At 46.2% G+C, this 21,337-nt stretch carries 16 protein-coding genes, 1 tRNA gene and 1 pseudogene; 9 read left to right on the forward strand and 9 right to left on the reverse strand.

Annotation, left to right across the window (positions count from 1 at the left end):
• Positions 1-18: 18 nt before the first annotated feature.
• The gene (locus QUB37_RS01805) at positions 19-1,005 is read left to right on the forward strand and encodes an aldo/keto reductase (protein WP_333158546.1); all 987 of its coding nucleotides are present in this window, start codon (positions 19-21) and stop codon (positions 1,003-1,005) included.
• Positions 1,006-1,394: 389 nt separating this feature from the next.
• Here QUB37_RS01805 and QUB37_RS01810 read toward each other — a convergent pair whose 3' ends face one another.
• Positions 1,395-1,535 carry a hypothetical protein gene (locus QUB37_RS01810; protein ID WP_190736053.1) on the reverse strand — a complete coding sequence of 47 codons (141 nt, stop codon included), beginning with the start codon at positions 1,533-1,535 and terminating at the stop codon, positions 1,395-1,397.
• Positions 1,536-1,643: 108 nt separating this feature from the next.
• Positions 1,644-3,335 (reverse strand): transglutaminase domain-containing protein, encoded by a 1,692-nt coding sequence (locus QUB37_RS01815; RefSeq protein ID WP_333158905.1) that lies wholly within the window; start codon positions 3,333-3,335, stop codon positions 1,644-1,646.
• Positions 3,336-3,757: 422 nt separating this feature from the next.
• Between QUB37_RS01815 and QUB37_RS01820 the strand changes: the two genes are divergently transcribed.
• The 3 genes and pseudogenes from QUB37_RS01820 to QUB37_RS01830 all read left to right on the forward strand — a co-directional run bounded on the left by QUB37_RS01820 (position 3,758) and on the right by QUB37_RS01830 (position 8,582).
• Positions 3,758-4,624, forward strand: a complete 867-nt coding sequence (locus tag QUB37_RS01820; protein WP_333158548.1) for a DUF928 domain-containing protein — start codon at positions 3,758-3,760, stop codon at positions 4,622-4,624.
• Positions 4,625-4,941: 317 nt separating this feature from the next.
• Positions 4,942-7,062, forward strand: coding sequence for a ShlB/FhaC/HecB family hemolysin secretion/activation protein (locus tag QUB37_RS01825; protein WP_333158551.1), 2,121 nt, complete (start codon positions 4,942-4,944; stop codon positions 7,060-7,062).
• A gap of 266 nt (positions 7,063-7,328) precedes the next feature.
• Positions 7,329-8,582, forward strand: a pseudogene (locus QUB37_RS01830) (IS4 family transposase).
• 180 nt (positions 8,583-8,762) lie between these two features.
• Here QUB37_RS01830 and QUB37_RS01835 read toward each other — a convergent pair.
• The 3 genes from QUB37_RS01835 to QUB37_RS01845 all read right to left on the reverse strand — a co-directional run bounded on the left by QUB37_RS01835 (position 8,763) and on the right by QUB37_RS01845 (position 10,426).
• Positions 8,763-9,161, reverse strand: coding sequence for an alr0857 family protein (locus QUB37_RS01835; protein WP_333158553.1), 399 nt, complete (start codon positions 9,159-9,161; stop codon positions 8,763-8,765).
• A gap of 261 nt (positions 9,162-9,422) precedes the next feature.
• On the reverse strand, positions 9,423-9,938 hold the full coding sequence (locus QUB37_RS01840; protein WP_333056402.1) for an HNH endonuclease: 516 nt from the start codon (positions 9,936-9,938) through the stop codon (positions 9,423-9,425).
• Between the two features lie 233 nt (positions 9,939-10,171).
• On the reverse strand, positions 10,172-10,426 hold the full coding sequence (locus QUB37_RS01845; protein ID WP_333158555.1) for a hypothetical protein: 255 nt from the start codon (positions 10,424-10,426) through the stop codon (positions 10,172-10,174).
• Positions 10,427-10,519: 93 nt separating this feature from the next.
• On the opposite strand from QUB37_RS01845, the gene QUB37_RS01850 reads away from it, so the two are divergent.
• Positions 10,520-10,855, forward strand: coding sequence for a ribbon-helix-helix domain-containing protein (locus QUB37_RS01850; RefSeq protein WP_039886507.1), 336 nt, complete (start codon positions 10,520-10,522; stop codon positions 10,853-10,855).
• A 262-nt stretch (positions 10,856-11,117) separates the two neighbouring features.
• Positions 11,118-12,467, forward strand: coding sequence for a D-alanyl-D-alanine carboxypeptidase (locus tag QUB37_RS01855; RefSeq protein ID WP_333158557.1), 1,350 nt, complete (start codon positions 11,118-11,120; stop codon positions 12,465-12,467).
• Between the two features lie 150 nt (positions 12,468-12,617).
• On the opposite strand, the gene QUB37_RS01860 is transcribed toward QUB37_RS01855, so the two are convergent.
• The gene (locus tag QUB37_RS01860) at positions 12,618-13,724 is read right to left on the reverse strand and encodes an N-acetylmuramoyl-L-alanine amidase-like domain-containing protein (protein WP_333158559.1); all 1,107 of its coding nucleotides are present in this window, start codon (positions 13,722-13,724) and stop codon (positions 12,618-12,620) included.
• A 179-nt stretch (positions 13,725-13,903) separates the two neighbouring features.
• On the opposite strand from QUB37_RS01860, the gene QUB37_RS01865 reads away from it, so the two are divergent.
• Positions 13,904-15,181 carry a serine hydrolase gene (locus QUB37_RS01865; protein ID WP_333158561.1) on the forward strand — a complete coding sequence of 426 codons (1,278 nt, stop codon included), beginning with the start codon at positions 13,904-13,906 and terminating at the stop codon, positions 15,179-15,181.
• Positions 15,182-15,763: 582 nt separating this feature from the next.
• On the opposite strand, the gene QUB37_RS01870 is transcribed toward QUB37_RS01865, so the two are convergent.
• Both QUB37_RS01870 and QUB37_RS01875 read right to left on the reverse strand, forming a co-directional pair.
• A tRNA-Gln gene (locus QUB37_RS01870) sits at positions 15,764-15,835 on the reverse strand.
• Positions 15,836-15,936: 101 nt separating this feature from the next.
• The gene (locus tag QUB37_RS01875) at positions 15,937-18,714 is read right to left on the reverse strand and encodes a GAF domain-containing protein (protein ID WP_333158564.1); all 2,778 of its coding nucleotides are present in this window, start codon (positions 18,712-18,714) and stop codon (positions 15,937-15,939) included.
• Between the two features lie 774 nt (positions 18,715-19,488).
• On the opposite strand from QUB37_RS01875, the gene QUB37_RS01880 reads away from it, so the two are divergent.
• The gene (locus tag QUB37_RS01880) at positions 19,489-19,875 is read left to right on the forward strand and encodes a response regulator (protein ID WP_015175702.1); all 387 of its coding nucleotides are present in this window, start codon (positions 19,489-19,491) and stop codon (positions 19,873-19,875) included.
• 149 nt (positions 19,876-20,024) lie between these two features.
• On the opposite strand, the gene cheB is transcribed toward QUB37_RS01880, so the two are convergent.
• Positions 20,025-21,110 carry a chemotaxis-specific protein-glutamate methyltransferase CheB gene (cheB, locus tag QUB37_RS01885; RefSeq protein ID WP_333158566.1) on the reverse strand — a complete coding sequence of 362 codons (1,086 nt, stop codon included), beginning with the start codon at positions 21,108-21,110 and terminating at the stop codon, positions 20,025-20,027.
• Here cheB and QUB37_RS01890 point away from each other — a divergent pair.
• A complete protein-coding gene (locus QUB37_RS01890) occupies positions 21,097-21,291 on the forward strand; it encodes a hypothetical protein (protein WP_333158568.1) in 195 nt (64 codons plus the stop codon). The genes cheB and QUB37_RS01890 overlap by 14 nt on opposite strands.
• The last annotated feature ends 46 nt before the right edge of the window (positions 21,292-21,337 follow it).

A 21,337-nucleotide genomic window follows, 5' to 3' on the forward strand; every position in this document is an offset into this window, starting at 1 on the left:
TCTGAGGATACGGAAACCATGACCAGCAAAAAGACTCGCCGCAATTTTATATTGAGCAGTATAGCTGTTGCCAGCGGCATTGCAGGTGCTAAGGCGATCGAACAGCAGGATCGGGAAATCGCAGCCGCACCCAATAACAAGGCGGCCGGCACAGTAAAAATGCCAGAACGAGTGTTAGGCAAAACCGGCGTGAAAGTGCCGATTTTCGGTTTGGGTGGGGCCGGACAAACACCGCTGTCGCAGCCGGGAAGAGAAGCAGAAGCGGCGGCGCAAATTGAACGCGCGATCGAACTAGGCATTCGCTATTTTGACACGGCGGCCGAGTACGGGCCCAGCGAAGAAAACTTAGGCAAAGTTTTGCCACCATATCGATCGCGCATATTCCTAGCCACAAAAACCTCCGCCAGAGACAGAGACGGCGCGTGGAGAGACTTAGAGCAATCGCTCAAAAGATTGAAAACCGATCGGCTAGACTTGTGGCAACTCCACCACGTCTCATTCCAAACAGAATTAGACCAAATTTTCAGTGCCAAAGGAGCAATAAAGGCGATCGAAGAAGCCAAACAGCAAAAAATAATTCGTTTTTCCGGCATCACCGGACACCACGAACCTGCTATCATTGTGCAAGGCTGGGAGCGCTATCCTTTTGACACAACATTAATCTCCCTCAACGCCGCCGAAAAACATCATCCGCGCTCCTTTGTTACCAGCGCTTTACCAATTGCCAAAGCCAAAAATATCGGTGTCATAGCCATGAAAATACCAGCTTACGGCAAATTATTTGAGAACGGTGTTTTAGATGGAATGCACCAAGCAATGGGCTACACGCTTTCACTTCCCGGCGTGCACTGCTGCGTCATCGCTGCCGACTCAGTAAAGCAATTAGAAGAAAACTTAAAAGTCGCCCAAGCATTCCAACCCCTGAACACAACAGAAATGGCAGCACTTGAAAAACGCACCGCCGCCGCTTGGCAAGAAAATACATTTTTCAGACAGTGGACTTAAAACACCAACTCCCAAATCCCCTTTTTGCTCTGTTTTTATTGTCTTGTGTTTGTTGTGGCGTGTCCCGCCCGTGAATCATCTTATGTGCGATCGAATGACTGCAATCAAATTGTTTTGTAGTCAGGACTCGATCCCTCATAAAACTACTAGGACTCAAGTCCTGACTACAAACCTACAACATTTATGTTAGCCAACTTTCTTTTATCAGCGGTGAAAATATAGCAACCGCCAAGCCGGTTAGGACTTTTTAATTTGCTGAAACCATTGCGATTGTTGCTTCCTCCTTCTTCCTTCTTCCTTCTGCTATACCTCAAATCAAAAAACAAGGGGACCTGGTTTGGTCGCCTTGTTTTTTATCATAAAAGATGCAATTTGTCAACACCAAAAAGCTACTTTTTTTTTCGTTTAGCCTTATCTAACCGCCTGCGATCGCGCCACTCAACAGAAGTCAAATAAGCGACCCCGCCAGTCACCGTCACCAGCAGTACAAAAGCCACTAAAACGAGAAAATTAGCAATCGAAAATTCCACAACCCCTCTTCCTCTGATTTTACATTTTCTACTTTCGATTTTAGATGAAAAATGTTAACAATTAACAGTTGAATATTGACGACCAACTGTTAATTGTTAACACTCTCGTCAAACTGCTGGCAACTCTGACAAAATTGTAAACCTCACATGATTAATTGCCAGACTTCCCACGGAAACCTCCTCCTTGTTTAAAGGAAGACCGCCGCTAGTGAGACTTTGAAACCGAATTCCCTTGCCAATTTCTACGTGATACCAAGCCAAACCCATAAAAAATCGCAACGGATAAGGACCTCTGTCTTGAATATCATCAGGATTAGATTCCATCGGCACCCAGCCAAAACCTGGAATGTAAAATTCCAGCCAAACGTGATTGAAATCCGGCTCCAGCGACACACCTTTTCTGTCAGCAAAAGCCGGACACTTGTAGCGCCCGATCGTGCGGCAAGCAATCCCGTTTAACCTAGCCAAAGCTAACAAGACTCCCACGTATTCGCCGCAGGAACCGATACCACGGCGCAGCACAATATCGGGAGTGTCAATGTGAGGTCTAATTCCGTAAGAAAGTTGATCGTAAACAAAATTACGAATGCTCAGCAATTGCCTGAGAATGTTAGTTTCCGAACCAATGGCAGCCACAGCAGCCGATCGCACAATCTCCGTGTCCATCGCCAAATTGTCATTATCCACCAAATACTTAGCTGCAAACTCCGGCGACAGCTTCGGAATCTTTTCGACATCCCGAGGCGACAACTGATACTTAATCGATCGAACTTCTAACAAAGCCTTCCAGCCAAAAATTCGGCGTTCCCCAGGGTGCAGCCGATCGAACTTAAACACCGCCACCCGTTCCCCTTCCTGAATCTCCTCAGTAAAAGGCATTCCGATCGGCGTAATTTCCCTTACCTTTTGCCGATGAGTTTCCGAAGGCAAAGCAATCCGCCACTCCAAATTTTCGATTTCTACCTCATCGAGAGGAGACAGTTCCTCCACATAAGACATTTCCATCAAAAAACCGTTTGACAAAGCGTAGCGGTCAGCTTCATTGTAGTGAAAAGACAAAGGCTGAATAAAAGTGCGATCGCGCTTAGTCAACTGAAAAGGATCTTCCGAATTCGGGTCATCCCGGATGTAAAGTTCATCCCCGGCATAAGCCACATACAGAACCTCTTCCCCGGTTTCGGAATCCTTGTGAAAAGCCAAACCTGAAGGCGACTCAAAGGGAGTCAAAACGCTAAATTTAATCTCCCCAGTTCCCCGTTCCAAACAGTAAACAGTTTGCTCAGTCTTGTCGCAAACCCAAATTTCCTCATCCCGGACTGTGATATTTTCTACCCCAATACCGGGAGCGTAAAACCGAGTAATTTCCCGACCAGTTTTTAGGTCAAAAACCAGAATCGTTCCCAATCTCTGGCAAGTCACATAAAGCGTAGATTTCCAAACAGCAATCCCGTCAGCAGGATAAGAAAGTGAAACAAAATGTTCCGGTTTGAGTTCCGCGATCGCCCCGTCCCGAACTGCGCCCCGACAGCAACAAATATCCTCATCCCGCGCAAACCAGAGAGTATCTTCCGAAATAGCCAGCCCCGTTGCGCCGGCAAACTTAGCCGTTTGATAAGGATTTAAAACCGTAGTATTGTCACTTTCTCGATCGATCTCCAATAGAAGCCCTTCGGCGCGATCGACAGCGAACAACCTATTTCCTAAAAAAGCAATGCCGTGCAGTGCCAAGACTCCGATGGGTCTTACCATCCGCAGCCCCGAAGGCTGTTTGTCCGAGAGAACAGGTGAATCGAGATTCATGCTAAATTTCTTGCCGGTATTGTACAGAAAACCTGATTTGTAACTTGTAGCCGATCGCTTGAGCTTCACCAGCAAAATTGCCGAGTTTCCTGATATCCAGGGCTGACGCATCAACCAGGTGTTTTTATGACAAGACGCGTTTTAGCCTCTTGCTAGAGTTAAAAGACCCCGAATATTAGTCTTTGTCAAAGTTGGGTTTAACAAGCTCAACCCAACCTGCTGCAGTGAATGGAAGTAAGTATAACTACTAAGCTACCACTGACAAACGCGACAGAGAATTCTATGTTGAGCAGAGCGACCCAAATAATCGTATCTGCCTGAAGATATAAATTAAGTACAACAGATTACTATATCCGTCAAAACCTTGGATAGAATAAAACCGTGCGATAAAGTTCCTAGGTTCATCAGAAGGCAGGTTCGTCATGGCTTTGAAGTCTGCTCTAAATATCGGTGCTCTTTCCTTAATTCTGTCTTTAGAGGCAGTTGCCGCCGGTAGTTTTTTAATACCAGCAGAGGCTCTCAACAGCCCCGCAAACATTGTCCAGCGCGCCTCACCACCGCAGCTACCCCTCAACTGGCAAACAGTTCAACCCGCCCAAGCAAGCGGAAGTAGACCGAACAGCGAGCAATTGGGAGCCGCGTGGAATAGCTTTCAACCGCCGCAGGACGGAGTACCTGGAAGGCGGGAAGGGGGAGGAACCCGCGGTTTAGAATGCCCCACGGCCACAACTGCCTTAACTGCCTTGATTCCCCAATCAACTATGGGGCAAACCATATCAGCAAAACCGACATTTTTCTACTACCTTCCCGTAGCCCTCGACAAAACAGTTCAGTTTGAGTTAGCAGACGAAAGGGACAAAACACTATACAAAAAAAGTTTTCGCATGGTAACTAGCCGTGCAGGTGTAGTTAGTGTCAGCCTCGGCTCCGACGAGAACTCGCCAGCCTTGGAAGTTGGCAAAAACTATCAATGGTACTTTACTATCAAATGCAACCCAAAAAATACAACAGATGATGTTCTCGTTTCCGGGTGGATCAACCGCACCGCACTCGCCCCAACCGTGAAAACAGAGTTGGATGGATCGCCCGATCTCACCAAGCTCAGCATCTTCGCCCAACAAAGTCTTTGGTACGAGTACCTGGCAACTCTAGCTCAATTGCGTATCGAGTCTCCCAGCGATGCCAGTTTAGCGATCAAGTGGTCAGCAGTGTTGAACTCAGTCGAACTCGGCAAAATAGCCCAAGAACCCTTAGTCGCAAGTGAGTTAACACCCATCACAAGAAAATAATTCGATACCAGCTTCACGCAAAAAATGCAACGGTAGGCCCGTGCCCCAAACCCTGATAGCCATAAGTCATTGCCAATTCTAAAATCTAAAATCTAAAATCTAAAATCTAAAATGGTATGAGGGGTGCAGCAAGTACGAAAAGCTCGGTTTCGAGCGCGGTATTTGGCAGCGCCACAGATGATTTTTGGCTGTTGCGGGTTCTTTGGTCGATCGTCCTAAATAAATTAAAATTTTTGTACTGATCAGCAGTTCGGACTTCTGGCATCTTGAAAGCCGGACGGTGGAAATTTTGATGGTCAAATTTAGCCTAATACTAAATGATAAACTGGCATAGTCAAGCAGCCGACAAACTTATTTTAGAGAAATTATTAATTATGCGCCCGAATGCAAATATTGCACTATTTCGGTTGGGGATTTCACTTCTAACTGCGCTCCCGATGGCTTGCTTGTATGCCAATAAAGCTATATCCCAAACAAACGATATTTCTCAGTTGCCCGTCGCCGCTGACAACTCAGCAGATACGGGCAATCAAGTATTAGCACTGCAAAAACTGGAAATCAAGCAGGATGAAACAGCAACAAACTTAAATCAGCTTCCCGATTCTATTGAGACCAACCCTGAACCAGAAGCACAATCGAACCCCGCCGAGAACAGCCAAGATGCCTGTTCCACAATCGATGAAACTGCTTGTGGTGCAGGCATTTTGCCCGAACCAACAAATCTGGTTGACAACGATCGCCAATGTCAGAACCCGCTAGATTGTAATCATGTTTTAGCCCAGAACCAACCCTCGCTGCCTCCAAACCTGCCACCGCCGCCGACGGAGCCCGATCCAAATCGCGATCGATTTCTGCAACCGGCCCCGCAGCCTTCCCCAGAACCTCCCCAAGTACCGCCAACAGTAGCGCCGGGGCCCCCGTCGCCAGTTCCCCCAACGCTGCCGAATACACCAATTGAGGTGCAGAAAATTCAAGTAGTTGGCAGCACAATTTTAAGCCAAGACGAAATTAATGCCTTAGTCAACCCCTTAGAAGGCCGTTCTACCACCCTAGAACAGCTCAAACAAATCGCAGACAAAATTACCGAAATTTACCTCAATCGTGGCTACATCACTTCGAGAGCAGTCTTGCCGCCCCAAACTATCACCACAGGGGTAGTCCAAATTCAAGTTATCGAAGGCAAGCTGGCCCGAATCGAGGTAGAAGGAACTAAAAGATTGCATCCGAGTTACATCCGCAGCCGAATTCGACTCGGTGCCGGAATGCCTTTAAGCACAGCTTCATTAGAAGACCAACTCCGGCTGCTGCGAGTCGATCCTTTATTTGACAATGTAGAAGCCAGTCTGCGGGCTGGGGAGAATGAAGGCGAGAGCATTCTGATCGTCCGAGTCTTGGAAGCTAATCCGTTTCAACCTACTTTCAGCATTGACAATTACTCGCCTCCCAGTGTCGGTTCCGAAAGATTGGGAGTTAGTTTGCGGCACCGCAATATAACAGGAAATGGCGACGAACTTGCGGCGGCTTATTATCGCTCGCTCGGCGATTCAGACGTGTTTGATTTCAGCTATCGCGTGCCGCTAAATGCGATGAACGGCACTTTGCAATTGAGGGCGGCACCGAACCGCAACAGTATTGTACAAGAACCTTTTGATAGTTTTGATATTTCGGGAAAATCGCATTTATTTGAAGTTAGTTACCGCCAGCCACTGCGGAGAACACCGATCGAAGAATTTGCCTTGTCTGCTGGTTTTACTTATCAGACAGGCAGAACTTTTGTCGCTGGCGAACCGGTATCTTTTGGCATCCGCGAGGAGTCCAAGGGTGTCAGCACTACGAGCGCAATTAAGTTGGGACAGGACTACATTCGGCGCGACCCGCAAGGTGCTTGGGCCGTGCGATCGCAATTTACGATCGGCACTAGCTTGTTTGATGCTACTCAATACGAAGGTTCTGATCCCGACGGACAATTTTTTAGTTGGCTGGGTCAAGTGCAGCGAGTACAGCGATTGAATGACAAACATTTATTAATTTTGCAGGCAGACTTGCAGTTGTCAGCTAATAGTTTGTTGCCTTCCCAGCAATTTGTAATTGGTGGCGGACAATCTTTGCGCGGCTACCGCCAGAATGTCCGTTCTGGCGATAACGGCTTTCGAGTTTCCATCGAGGATCGGATCACTTTGCAGCGCGATGCTTCGGGAAATCCCAAACTACAATTAGCTCCATTTTTGGATGCGGGTACGGTATGGAACGTTGCGAATAATCCTAATAAATTAACCAATCAGACATTTTTAGCAGGTGTAGGTTTAGGGGTAATCTGGGAACCGATACAGCGGGTGAACCTGCGCGTTGATTATGGTTTTCCTTTGGTGAGAATTAGCGATAAAGGCGACAATCTGCAAGATAACGGCATTTACTTCAATATAATTTATACACCATAAAATGAGCGATTTGCTGCTCTGCTACCCATACAAATTGTCTGTTATGGCCATTTGTGACAAGTTAAGAAAAAGTGCAAATTGTCAAGGGGGTAGACCAAAAAAGGTAAAACAGGATGAAACCTTTACGGGTCAAGCAGTTGAGCCCGAGTAGAACCCGTTATGATTCGCAAAAAAAGAATTAACCGAGATCATGCAAAGAAAAAAATCGTCCCCAAATAAAAAATGAAGCGATTGCGAATCACCTGGAAGATTTATTAATTCCAGCAATGGCTGCTCAAAAAACTTTTTATCGCCAACTAAATTTAAGAGATAGGATTCTGACACTACCATTAATGATGGCAGCAATATTAAGTCTTTTATGGCGAAACGTAGCAGGAGTAACAGAATTAACTAGATTATTAAATAGAGAAGGATTTTTATGGTGTGAGCCGTCTGCAATTAGTCAACAAGCATTATCACAAAGATTTTTAACTTTTCCCGCAGTTTTATTTGAAAAAGTATTTAAAGAATTACTACCTCATTTTCGAGGAAAATGGTTGATGAGAAAATCAATGCTACTACCAGATAGCGTACAATTTGCCTTAAAAAGCTTTGAAAATATCTGGATAGCTGATGGCTCAACATTAGAAGCATTATTTAAGAAGCTACAAAGTTTATCAGATGTACCGATTGGTCAATTAGCCGGAAAAATGGGAGTAATTATAGACCTAGTAACTCATCTTCCCGAATAAATTTGGTTTGGGGAAAATCCGAAACAAGCAGATACTAATTGGGAAGAAGATTTACTAAAAACAGTTAAGCCAAAAACTTTGCTGTTATTGGACAGAGGCTTTTATCACTTCGCTTTTTTGTCAAGACTCATTGAGCAAGAAATTGGATTTATCACTCGAATTAAGAAAGGTGCATCTTATCAAATCGAGCGGGTATTAACAAATACCTATGATATCAAATACCAGATAATTAAAATAGGTGCAGGGACAAAAAAGACACCAGCTTTAAGTATAAGATTAGTACAGATTCGCTCCAAGACTTCCTGGCGTTCTTACCTGACAAGTGTCCGAAAACCATAAGTATTGCCCCCTATGTAGTTGCAGATTTATATCAAAAACCCTGGCGAATTGAAGACGCATTTTGTACAGTAAAGATACTCCTAAATTTAAGTTATTTATGGACTGGTTCGTCCAACGGAATCAAGCTCCAAATCTGGGGTACTTGGCTATTTTATGCGGTTTTAGTAGATTTAGGAGATGCCGTTGCGGATGAATTAGGAGTACCAATTGAACGGATTTCATTAGAAATGATTTATCGGGGTATGTATAATTTCTCTGTTGCCTATCAAAAAGGATTAGCGTTTGACTTAGTTAAGTATTTTGCCGCCGACAAAAATCAAAATTTAGGGATTGTTAAGCTACGCATGAAAACCTCATGTCAGGCTAATTATTTCTCCTTTCCCTGGAACTCAAAGAAGTCCCGAACAATTTTTTTTCAACAATAAAGGAACAAATGGAGTCATATTTTAATTGGGTCAACAGGTAAAAGACGAGTAAAATTACTCATTGACAATAGTGCTTTTAGCTTAACTTGTGGGTAATGGTTATGGCAGAGGGGAGATGGGAAGAGTGGGGGAGTGGGAAATGAAGAAAATATTTCCTTCTTCCTTCTTCCCTCTTCCCTCTTCCTTGTTCAACATCCGATATTAATTAATCGCCGACTTCCCCGACAACCTCCGCAGCAGCCTGAGTTTCAAGCCAGAGTTTGAGCAGCAAGAGCTCTGCCCGATCGCCCAAAACAGTCGCAAACACGCCGTCAGCCCCCTCAGACTGGCCAGAAATCCACGTACCGCGCAGAGTCACTTCTACAAAGTCAGCATCAGCAACACAAAGCTCGATCGCATCATTGTCGTTTCGGCGCGCCTCAGATTCCAACAGAGACAGCGCTGGCAAATTCGCGGGCAACAAAAATGCCGCAGTGCTCGGTTCGACGCTGATGCTTTGACCAACTCGCATAGCCAGCACAACTCGCAGCGCCACTAACTGTTCGGGAGATTGAGCCAAACGCTCTAGGTTAAAGCCCGTTTCAGTGTAAGTCAACTTCAGCATATTGACAGCCCTAAATTTGGAATTGAAAGTTTAAAATTGAAAATCGGGAATTGGGAATTGGGCATCGGGCATCGGGCAGCGGGCAGCGGGCATCGGGAATTGGGCATTGGGAATTGGGCATTGGATAGGTCGGAATGAAAAGTTTGCTATTGCGACCTAAAATCCTTTTCAATTACAGGACTTAATTAGCTATTAACTATTAGCTATTACCAATTACCAATTACCTGTTTTGCCCATGCCCCATGCCCCATGCCCCATGCCCTATTCCCCAATTTGGTATTCGTGCCAAAACAGTTCGGCAAAAGCAACAGTGGGGTGTATGGGGGCTTTTGGCTTAGTTCGCAGAGACATTCCAGCTTCTACGGGAGTTCGATCGCCCTTACGAGAGTTGCACCGTTCGCAAGCAGTCACCACGTTGTCCCAAGTATGCGGGCCACCCTTCGATCGAGGCATGACGTGATCCAGCGTCAAATGTCGGTTGCTACCGCAGTATTGGCAAGAATGAGCGTCGCGGCGCAGAACTTCCCGGCGATTGACCGGGGGCACTTTCCACAGGCGTTCCCTGTTACCAAAAGTCAAGCGGATTTGTTCAGGTACGTGGATGCTGGTGCTGGGCGATCGCACCAGCCAGCCGTTGCCAATGCTAAAATCCAGAGGTTCAGCCTTGCCTGTTACCAACAGTACGATCGCCCGTTTGATGTTGACACGGCTCATCGGTAGGTAATTCTGAGAAAATACCACCACAGATTGCCTCAATACATCAGTTACTACGGTCACGGCTTGCTCCTCCTCGTCAATTTTGAATTTTAGATTTTAGATTTTGAATTTTAGATTGTCGATTGTGAATTTTGGTTGCTTCGTCAGCATTGGCTACATCTGATTTTTTGCCAGTTCCCCAAGCCGATCGAATTTATCAAATACCCAATCAAATGCCCCCGCTTCTCTTACTTAGAAGCGGGGGCCAGAAAAACTGCTAAAGGCAAATTTTCATCCTGTCTTGGTACAGTAGTTTAGCTGTACCTCCCGCTTCGCGTCTCTCGATATGGCTGTGCCACTTGCCGACCGTGCTGATCTACCTCGTTGTCGTTAATTTCTGCAATTTCTCCTAATCCACTATAACCGTGTTTATTTAGGGCCAAGCCCGCCCATGAGGTCGCTGCGACAGTCGCAAAACCCGTGCTAAAGACGTGCCGTAACGACTCGGAGCGACCCGTGGGGCGATCGCACTTCTGTTGATAGGTGGAGTAGGTGGGGAGAAATTTCACTGTAGGCAGAAGGTGGTTAAGAGGCTTTCAATCTAGCTGTAAACATACTACACTGATATTACACATATGTCCACCCGTCACGGAGAAAAAATTATGCATACCCTACCTAGAACCTCAACCACCGAAATGGAAGTCACCAGCATTCGACTCGAAAGAGAGCTCAAGGAGAGACTTAAAGAACTCGCGGGCAATCAAGGCTATCAAGCTTTGATTCGAGATTTGCTCTGGAATTACGTGCAGCAGAAGTCTGGAGAGTATCGGCAGATGTTTTCTCGATCGGATATTCGAGCCAGCATTAATGCCACAGCACAGCAGGAGGAACGCTGCGCGCTTACAGGAGAGTTGATTCGACCGGGCGGGCCGATGTTATTAGGCCTGACAATGCACGGCGAAATGGTGCCGCTGAGTATAGGGAGTATGGCTGGATAAACCAGTTTATCGAAAATTTGTGAGAGCGATCGGCCTGGGGTGAAGGCCCCAGGCGCTGAAGATGGGTTTCCGAAGCATTTCAAGGAGATATATTTAACGAACCGCGAAGACGCGAAGTGCGCGAAGCAAAATTAGAGAAGGAAGAAGATAGGCAATTTTAGCGGTTCGGGAGTTTGGTAACACAGATCCGGAGGCTCGCCCCACGCGCGAGAAGAATGCTAAACTTTCCATCGGGCGTGCCGAACAGACGATCGTACATTTGATGAACAAAATTAAAGGAATGCTGAAAAACCGCTACTTGACTGCTGCGAGTTCGATCGCCCTTCTCACAATTATTGCCGGATGTGCAGCTACTGAATCACCTCAACTTGCATCTCCCTCTCCTGTAGCTGAAACTTCCTCGCCCCCAGTTAAACCAAATCAGCCTCAGCCCTTAATAGTCTCTGTTAGCAATCCCGAAACAGCCACAAATACCAAAATCCAGCAATATCTCAACGGGTTGGCTGCCCAAGGTTTTGCCAAAGAAAACCAAGGCGTCTGGATGCAATCTGGCAACACTTTGCTAGCTAATCATCAAGGTACCGTTCCTCTGTCGGCCGCTTCTATTACCAAAGTAGCAACATCTCTGGTAGCACTGCAAGAATTCGGGCCGGAACATCAATTTATTACCTTAATTGGTACAACTGGAAAACTTGAAAACGGCGTATTAAAAGGCGATTTAATTGTGGGCGGAAGCGAAGATCCGTTGTTTGTTTGGGAAGAGGCGATCGCCCTCGGTAACGCCTTAAATCAAAAAGGGATAAAGCGAGTCACTGGCAATTTGATAATTGTCGATAAGTTTTACATGAACTTTGAACTTGATCCCCTCAAATCGGGAGAATTGCTCAAACAAGGATTGAACAGTCAAATCTGGCCCAGCGAAGCCGCCGCCCAGTATCAAACCCTGCCTCCCAATACGCCAAAACCCCAAATAGCAATTGAGGGTACTGTCAAAGTTTTGTCAGCACCTCCCAATGACGTACAGCCTTTAGTCAAACATTATTCTTTGCCCCTTGCTGAACTGATCAAAAAAATGAATCAGTACAGCAACAATCTCATGGCAGATATGCTAGCTGATACTGTCGGTGGTGCAAAAACAGTCGCCCAAAAAGCAGCCGCAGCAACCGGAGTTCCCCCCGCAGAAATTCAACTTGTCAACGGTTCGGGATTGAGCGAAGAAAATCTCATTTCTCCCCGGGCTGCTTGTGCGTTATTTATCGCTTTAGAACGCTATCTTGAACCTTACAGCATGACAGTTGCTGATGTCTTAACTGTAGTTGGGAAAGATCAAGGAATACTATCAGAACGCGCGCTTCCCCAATTAGCAGTGGTCAAATCGGGCACGTTGGATAATGTTAGCGCTTTGGGCGGAGCTTTGCCAACTCAAAAACAAGAAACTGTGTGGTTTGTGATTATGAATGGAGGGGCAAATGTCGAGACATTTCGCACTCAGCAAGAGGTTTTGCTGAAAAGCTTTTTGAATGAGTGGGGAAGTGTTCAAGTTTCGCCGCCGGAATTAACGCCAAATCCTGCTAGAAAGAGTAAGGTATCTCGCAGCGAAATTGTTCAATAAACTGTTGTGCATTTAATTTGTATATTCCGGTTGGGCTAGAAGCCCAACCCCTACTCCCCACAGCAGAGTTTGTAGGGTTCGTCAACACAGAAATTTTAAATTTTCAGCTAAAATAATGCAAGCTGATGCACTTTACGAATACAAACTAATTTAATTAGGGGTTTTCGCCCTCGCTACCACAATGCCGATCGCACTTTCGACTCTCCTAATATATCTCTGCAAGTCGTAAGCAACTGTCACCTGCCCAGCCGGCGAAGCGTGAATTAAACCCATATTGCCGTCAGCATTACGGTAGACTAAACCCGTGTGGGTGACATCCAATCCTTTAACATCCGTCGCTACTGCTATAATATCCCCTGGTTTTAACTGAGAATAAACACTTTTTATCTGATTTGTGGGGATGTAATTAACAGTAGTTTTTGCTAAGTCTGCTTCTTGGCTGACTATGCACTGATAAGTTGCTTCGTCTTTAACCATTTGCGGATAACTGTTGCGGTGCTGACTCATGAAATTTAGTGTTTTATTCATGGGCACTCCGCCTAATTCAGCGGTGATATTTTCCACTGTTTGCCGTTTTTGATTGTCATTAATCCATTCGGAAAAATAATGCAATCTGCTGCAATAACCGTTAATTTTACCGTTTAAATACCGCTGTTGTTCTATGCGATTTACAAAATTTTGATAGTCGTAATCTTGTACTGCTACGCCCCTGGCGATCGCCAAAACGGTTTCTACAAATAAAACGCAATCAAATTTATTCAACGTTACAATCAACTTTTCCTCGCCGGATTCGTCCAGCAAACCAGCGGCGTAGGGCTTTCCTAGGAAATTATCGGCGATCGCCTGGACAATTTCTCCGATCGAGCGATCGTGCAAATTTTGTTGTTTTGCATACTGTACAACCTTTTCAAAACGTGCTATGTCTTCAGGTAGTGCAACGGTTTCTCTCTCGGTATTATTGGAGTCCGATCGTCTCGCAAGCACTTTCAGCAATTCGGAATAGGAAATTTCCGCTAAATTGTTGAAGTCCCACAACATACTCGGAAAACTGGAAACAGTTGGCTTGTTGGTTAATTCCAGATTTTCGCTTTCTGGCGTCAAGGAAAACGCTACATCCGCGCCCTGTCCTGCTGTTTGTCGATCGACAACATATCCCGTAGCAGAGTGAGACTGAAATGCCCAAACATCAGGTATCAAAGAATTATTCACGCCGACGATCGCAAATCCCAAAACAGCCAGACTCCAAAAATTTCTCATGTTTTTCAAAGGATTTTGCTTCAACTCAGTGCTATCCTGAAAATTTTACAATTACTAGAAGTCTCAATCAGCCTAGTAGACAGATAAAATTGGCAATAGCGGACTAGATCGATACAGTTGTCATTTAGATGCCGCCCTATTATAAACTGATCGTGCGAGTTTGATAGCACAAAACTGTAATGCAAGTAGAACGCCGACGCCGCCCACGCCCAATTCCCGCCCGACGCCCCATCGAGCCCCTAGGCCCAATCCGGCCACGACGCCAAAGCAGCCAGCCTCCTGTCCAATCCCGTCGTCGAGTCAGGACGAAATTTTCTCGCTTAAAATACCGTAACATCCTGTGCTTAATTGCCGGGGCGATCGCGATCGGTTGGATTGTCACAATACCGTTCAGAATTCGCCGTGCCCCAGAACCGCCAGTCATCTTGGCTAAACAGGCCGTCTCGCCTCAAGAAACACTCTCGCCTCCGACAATTGAACCATCGAAAAATTTAGCCGATCGTCAAAGCGAACCTACCTTCAGCTACAACATCAAAACACCTCCCAATCCAGTTTACTCTCAAGAGTTGCAAGGGATTGTTGATGAAGCGGTGAAGATTGCAACCACCAAAGGAATGCCCGCAGAACGGCTATCAATTACCTTATTTGATGTCAGCAATTCCCAAAGTCACACCTTTGCCGGATATCAAAATCAAACTCTCCGATTTCCCGCTAGCGTTGCCAAGTTATTTTGGATGGCAGCGTTTTACTCAGCCATAGAAAAAGGCATCATTACGCAAAGAGAATCTGCCTTTAAAAACGACCTAGAGCAAATGATTCGCGTCTCGAACAACGATGCTGCCAGCCGACTTTTAGACAAAATCACAGATACAAAATCCGGCGGACGGCTCGCAGGAGAAGAGTTGCAAACATGGCTGAAAAAGCGCACTCAAATTAACACATTTTTCCAGTCAGCAGGCTACAATGATATTCGTATAAGCACCAAAAATTATCCCATATACTATTTAAGACAAGAAGGGCCAATCGGTCGCGACTTGCAATTGCGGGGCGATGCTTCTCAGCCGATTCGCAATCAAGTAACTACCGACCAAGCTGCCAGATTAATATATGAAATCTATACTAGGCAAGCGGTTTCCAGCATCGCCAGCCGCAAAATGGCTTACTTGCTGACTAGAGACTTAGACCCCAAGGCCTGGAAAAATGACCCTAGCAACTCGATAAAAGGATTTCTCGGCGAGTCTTTACCAACTAATATTTATTTTGGTTCCAAAGTAGGCTATACTTCCAAATCCCGCAGCGAAGCGGCATTTGTCAGGACTTTAGACGATCGCGCGATTTATATCTTAGTTGTTTTCGCAGACGATCCTGCTTATTCCAAGGACGAAACAGCTTTTCCTGCCATTTCCCGATACGTTTTCGATCGGCTAAATGATCGTGGCCCCAGCACTTTGCAGTGATATGGAGTAGGGCGGGTTGACAGTTAACAGTTAACTGTTAACTGTTGACTGTTAACTGTTGACTGTTAGTCGAAAAACTGAAGGATGGTTGATATCAAATTCGGTAGCATCGGAATTATTCATCTCTCTGTTCTTTTCATCTGTGTTCTCTGCGTCAACGGCGGTTTAATCCTTCCAATGCAACCGGATTTGATATGAGTGTTGAATGTTGACTCGATTTTATAGCAACCGCCAAGATGGTTAGGGCGTTGTTAATGGCTGAAACGATGGATTTTATTGCTTCTTCCTTCTTCCTTCTTCCGACTTCCATCGGACTTCTGCTATAGAATTCCGGCGCAGTCAGAAGTGATCTTACGCACAAACAACGGTTTCTGCGAAAAATTGGGACTGGCGACCCAAAAAACCAATTTCTTGACCACAAATCTAGCATTTTAGGTAAAACCTGCAGCAAGAAACCCGGTTTCTTATATCCTGTGAGCAAGTCCTAATTAGGTTTGTATTTAGGTAGTCGTTTGTCTCTCGTCGGTCGATCGCTAACTCTAAACGATGACTTAAACAATTGATTTAGCTGACCCAATTAAACTGGGGCGAAAGGATTCGAACCTCTGAATGGCGGGACCAAAACCCGCTGCCTTACCACTTGGCGACGCCCCAACGTCTTAACCTTCACTATCTTAACATTCAAACACAGCAATCTGTCAAGCATTTTGACAAGAAAATTTAAAAAATCTTTTTGTAAGCGATCGCCCCCAGGTTTATTCTTTGATCGCAGGGGGGCGAGCTACCGGGATTTCAATCCTGAAATCCGCTCCCTGTCCCGGTTCCGAGATACACTTCAAACTTCCTCCGTGTTTTTCCACCACTATCTGGTAGCTGATAGACAAGCCGAGCCCCGTACCCTTGCCTACAGGTTTAGTGGTAAAGAAAGGGTCAAACAAGTGGCATTTAGCTTTTTCGGGCAATCCGGGCCCGCTGTCTTGAATCCGAATCAGCACAACTTGACCCCTCGACTTTCCTGACTCATCAGCCTCCGAGTCTGGGCCCACCACAGCCGTGGAGATTTTGATCGTCTTAGGTGGAGGCTGATTTTCCAAAGAGTCGATCGCATTCGCCAAAATATTCATAAATACTTGGTTGAGTTGCCCGGCATAGCACTCTACCTTGGGCAAGTTGCCGTAGTCTTTAATTACCTCAATTCCCGGTATTAGCCCATTTGACTTCAAGCGACTCTGCAGAATCAGCAGCGTGCTGTCAATCCCTTCGTGAATGTCCACTAGCTTCATCTCTGCTTCGTCATGCCGTGCGAAGTTCCGCAGAGACAGGACAATTTGGCGGATGCGTTCAGTTCCCATCTCTATTGAAGACAGAATTTTCAGCAAATCCGGCACTATGAAATCAACATCTATTTCTTCGTTTTTGTCGAGAATTTCGGGGCAAGGGTCGGGGTAGTGCTTTTGATACAAGTGCAGCAAATCCAGTAGATTTTTCATGTACTGCTTGCAATAAGTCAAGTTCCCGTAAATAAAATTAACCGGATTGTTAATTTCATGGGCGACGCCGGCGACCATTTGACCGAGAGAGGACATTTTTTCGTTTTGGATGAGCTGAGTTTCTTTCTGCTGCAACTGCTGCAAAGTTTCCGTCAGTTGGCGGGCTTGAGTTTGAGCCGCTAAGGCTGCCGCCCGGGTTTGGGCGTAAAGTTCGGCTTGGTCGATCGCGATCGCCAGTTGATCCACCACCGCTTGCAGCAATTCCACTTCGCTGGTCGCCCAGGAACGGTGGCTGCTGTAATGGTTGCAAACTACAGCACCCATTTGACCGGAGCGAGTCTTGAGCGGCAGCAGCAGGTTAGAAACAATCCCGAGACTGCTCAAAAAAGCTCGCGTGGGCGGTTCGATGCACAGTGCTGTTGCAGCGTCGCCGATCCGGAGCGTTTGGCGGTGGCAAATTTTCTCGGCCAGCAGGGTTACTTGTTCGATCGGGTATTCTGTGAGCCGCTCTTTCAGTTCGGGATTTGCCGCCTCGTGGGTGATTGCAAAGCTTGGCTGCCCGTCTCGCGAGATGGAGTACCACAAAAAGTAGCACTGGTCAACCTGCAACAAGCTGCGAATTTCGTTGACAGCCGTATCTAAAATTTTGTCGAGGTCGAGGGAATTCCGCATCTGGCTGGCGAGGCCGAAGAGCAAGCCTTCCCGACGGCTCAACAATTCTTCTCGGGCTGCGTGGCGATCGATCGCCACGGCGATGGCGTTAGCCATGCAACCCAGAACTTCTAGCGCTCCCTCGCTTGCCAAAGCGCTACTGTACAGAGTCATCACTCCCACCAGTCGCTCCTCCACAATCAGCGGATAGGCAATGGTGAACAGAGACGGGTTCGACAGTAGGCACACAGGAGCAGTTTGGAGTTTTTCCGCTTCTGTTCGCACCCAATCTTCTATTTCTTTTGCCCACTCTTGGCTGCTAAGTCCTGAATTGGCCTGCAATTCTAACCGCTCTGTCTGCAGGTTAAAAGTCCAGATGCTCACCCCTGTGGCGTCGAGATACTCTACCATTGCCTCGGTGCAGCGGTTGAGGATGACCGATATTTTCCCGCCTTGTCCGAGGGCTGCACCGACTTTAGCTTGCAGGGAGCCCAAGCGAGCTCGCTCTTGTAGGGACGTTGCCGTTAGTTGGCGATCGGATGTGTCGCCGGAGCCGGCAACCATTTCTCGGATTTGTTGGGTATCGTCCGCGCGCCCGATGCCCGCTGAAGCTTCCCACACATATTGAGATTTGCCTGTTTCTCCCAGCGTCGGGAGCTTTTTTGTTCCATATATTGTTGTCATGCTGCTCTGTGGCGTAGGTACTGCAGACAAGCTCGATCGGTTCGAGCCCGGAACTAACTCCGAGATTTTCTGGCTGTCCGAAGTGATATCTTCTACCTCTGGCAACTGTTTCTGGGCTTTGACTAATTGCCAGCGCAGCTCCACCAAACTCGCAACTTGCCGACTCAAAGCTTGCACAGCTTCTATCGTTTCTTTTGTCAAGTCTCGCGGCACCGAGTCCATGACGGATAGCACTCCCAGCACCTGCCCATCAGAGCTGACAACTGGGATTCCGGCGTAAAATTTCACAAAGGGGTAGAAAACGATCAGCGGGTGTTCACCAAATCTCACATCTGTGGAAGCGTCTCGGACAAGGGCGGCGGGCAGTTCCTTAAAGGAATTTGCAGGGGGTTCGATCGCAAATTCGGGAGCAACTGGCGGTTGTTGCAGGGAAATTGCCCGGTCAAATTCTGAGTTTGAGTTTGATCTCTGGGCGAACTCTTCGGGAATTTGGTTGATCGCGCGAGCGCAAAAATTCAGGTAACGATCGACCAAAGTTTGATCAATACCTAACTGCGACTTCAACCAGTGGCGATTACCGTCAATCAAGCTCAAGAAAGCAATAGGAGTTCGGCTGAGCTGAGCTGCTAAACCGACCAAATTGTCCAAGCAAGCCTCGGGAGCAGAGCCGAGAAGCTGATACAAGTCAATGTTATGGAGCTTGAACACTTTTTTTACCAACAGGTAAGGGTGCTTTTATCATGTGTAACTGCCCGTTTAGTTGCTGGCAACCGCCCTTCTGAATACTTCCCTTGAAAAACAAGCTATGAATTCTGTGCTGGGAGACTCGGGGCGCAAGTTCGGCGCAGGTTGCTTGCGCCAATTCAGACTAACCTCTTGACCGATCTGGAAACTTTTGAGTTATGGGAGTTAGAGTATCCCTAATCTAAGACTATATAAATTATACTTCCCGTTGACTATGCTTTTGAATACCTCCGGCTCTCTAAATCTAAGAGCCTCTGTTGAGAGGAAGCAGCTTTCCCAAATATAACGCGATTGCTTACCTAGAATTTTTTAATCAGTTTAATTGTATTTTAACAAACTTGTCTCATCCTGGGTAGCTGGCTTGCTGGTAGATTTAAATCAGGGGTGTGTGCCACAATACCAGTGTTCTTTAGCGAGCTGTGCCTTAGACGGTCGTTCAACTACAGTTAGGAGATGAATTACAAAAGATTGGTAAGATGTTAAACTTTGTAACAATAGTTACTCCAACTCGACCTTCTAGGGTTTCTGGGCCCGGATGCACATTTTGCAACTGTTGTAATTGCCGATCGACAACTCTCCCAATCCCTTTTTTCGAGTTTGAGGTAAAAAAACAGGGGTAAAGTTTCAACTAACGCTCCAAGGGAGTTGACAATTATTGGGTAGACGCAACGCTCAAAAAATAACTGAACGAAGTATGTTTTGTATTTTCAAGAACTATAAATAAACAGGGAGAAAAATATGTCTGCAAGTAGCAGTCAAGTACCAACTATTTTGGCAGTTGATGATAGCGTCGTGATGCAAGGACTTGTTAAACAGGCCTTAAGCAAAGAGTTTCGAGTTCTCGTAACCGACAATGCAGTGGATGCTTTGTCAACGATTTATCACGAACAAATTTCTGTTTTGTTGCTGGATGTTTCGATGCCTGGTATTGACGGATTGGAACTCTGCCGCACGGTGCGGAGCTTGCCTCAGTTTCAGAATTTGCCGATCGTAATGCTGACAGCGCGAGATGGAGCATTTGATAAGGTACAGGGGCGTTTGGCGGGAGCAACAGAGTATTTAACTAAGCCGTTTGATGCCGATAAGTTGCGCGAGGTAATTGGTAAGTTTATTAAAATCAAATAATCGGACTTAGGAAAAAAAGTCAGTTTTGAGTAATTAATCAAGTAATTTGAGTAATTAATGAACTAAAAAGTTGCGATCGCGCTCTGTGATCCTCGACTTCTTTAACAAGTCGAGGGGCGGGGCATTCTGCACTATTTGCGAGGTAAGTCCTAAATTTTTAATTTAGCCAGGAGTAGAGGAGCGATCGCACTGACAGGTAAAACATATTGGGCGGCACCAAGGGCGATCGCCTCCTTGGGCATTCCGAAGACAATGCAGCTAGCCTCGTCTTGGGCGATTGTCAACCCCCCTTCTCTGGCGATAGCCAACATTCCGTCAGCACCATCTCTACCCATTCCTGTCAGTAAAACCCCTGCTGCTGCCCGACTATAAAAATTAGCTACCGACTTAAATGTCACCGTTACAGAAGGGCAGTGTCCCGCAGCATGAGCAGCTTCTGAATAAATAAATCGCCCTTGAGAATCCAATTCTAAATGACGTTTTTCTGGCGGAAAATAAACAGTTCCTGCTTGTGGTAATTCCCCAAAAGAAGCTATCTTAACAGGCAGTTTCGATTCATTACCCAGCCAATCAACTAATCCTTGCAAAAAACCTTCACTGATGTGCTGGACACAAATTATAGGCACAGGAAAACTGGCCGGAAGTTTAGAAATAATTGCGTATAGTGCTTGCGGCCCCCCTGTCGAAGCCCCTATAGCCAATACTTTAATAGTTGGAGAGTTAACTTTTTCGTTGGAAAATTTGTAATTATGAACTGGTGCTTGGTTGATTCTTACAAGTGGATTATGATCTTCGGTTGGCATCTTTTTTTGATGCCGTGTAAATACTTTCACTCCTGAGAGTATTTTGACTTTAGCTATTAATTGATTGGCGAGGCGAGCGTAATCAGATACTAACCCGCCAATCGGTTTGGGAAAAACATCCAATGCACCAGCCCTTAACACTTGAAATACATTCTGAGTATCATTCGCTTGCACTGAAGCACTAATTACTAAAATGGGTAGCGGATATTTCTTCATTACTTCTTCCGTAAATTCTAACCCGTTCATTGGTGCCATGTTCAAATCCGTACAGATTACTTGGGGCTGAACTTTGGGAATTAATTCTAGTCCTTCTAATCCGTTGCAAGCAGTTCCTACAACTTGGATGTCTGGCGAGGACTCAAAAATGCGTTTGAGGACGAGCGTAACTACTGGAGAATCTTCAACTAACAATAGTTTAATGGGCGATAACATCAGTTTGCTGGGAAATGGGGGATGGGAAAATCGGGAATGGAAAATCGGGAATGGGGAATGGGGAATAGGGAATAGGGCACTTGTACTGCCCTTCGACTTACTTCCCTTCGGCGAAGCTGAGCCGGCAAACCGCGCAGGGCGAGTGGCTAATCCCAGGACGAATCGCTCAGTAACCGCTTAGTCAAAGTATTGGGCATTGGGCATCGATGCACTGGTAATGGTGCACT

The organism is Microcoleus sp. AT3-A2 (assembly GCF_036705685.1).
In the GTDB taxonomy this organism is placed as follows: domain Bacteria; phylum Cyanobacteriota; class Cyanobacteriia; order Cyanobacteriales; family Microcoleaceae; genus Microcoleus.

Excerpts from the sequence above, each read along its gene's own strand:
- QUB37_RS01805 (WP_333158546.1), top strand. The coding sequence starts at position 19 with ATGACCAGCAAAAAGACTCGCCGCAATTTTATATTGAGCAGTATAGCT.
- QUB37_RS01815 (WP_333158905.1), bottom strand. The coding sequence starts at position 3,335 with ATGAATCTCGATTCACCTGTTCTCTCGGACAAACAGCCTTCGGGGCTG.
- QUB37_RS01820 (WP_333158548.1), top strand. The coding sequence starts at position 3,758 with ATGGCTTTGAAGTCTGCTCTAAATATCGGTGCTCTTTCCTTAATTCTG.
- QUB37_RS01825 (WP_333158551.1), top strand. The coding sequence starts at position 4,942 with ATGATAAACTGGCATAGTCAAGCAGCCGACAAACTTATTTTAGAGAAA.
- QUB37_RS01835 (WP_333158553.1), bottom strand. The coding sequence starts at position 9,161 with ATGCTGAAGTTGACTTACACTGAAACGGGCTTTAACCTAGAGCGTTTG.
- QUB37_RS01850 (WP_039886507.1), top strand. The coding sequence starts at position 10,520 with ATGCATACCCTACCTAGAACCTCAACCACCGAAATGGAAGTCACCAGC.
- QUB37_RS01855 (WP_333158557.1), top strand. The coding sequence starts at position 11,118 with ATGAACAAAATTAAAGGAATGCTGAAAAACCGCTACTTGACTGCTGCG.
- QUB37_RS01860 (WP_333158559.1), bottom strand. The coding sequence starts at position 13,724 with ATGAGAAATTTTTGGAGTCTGGCTGTTTTGGGATTTGCGATCGTCGGC.
- QUB37_RS01865 (WP_333158561.1), top strand. The coding sequence starts at position 13,904 with ATGCAAGTAGAACGCCGACGCCGCCCACGCCCAATTCCCGCCCGACGC.
- QUB37_RS01880 (WP_015175702.1), top strand. The coding sequence starts at position 19,489 with ATGTCTGCAAGTAGCAGTCAAGTACCAACTATTTTGGCAGTTGATGAT.
- QUB37_RS01890 (WP_333158568.1), top strand. The coding sequence starts at position 21,097 with ATGGGCGATAACATCAGTTTGCTGGGAAATGGGGGATGGGAAAATCGG.
- cheB (WP_333158566.1), bottom strand. The coding sequence starts at position 21,110 with ATGTTATCGCCCATTAAACTATTGTTAGTTGAAGATTCTCCAGTAGTT.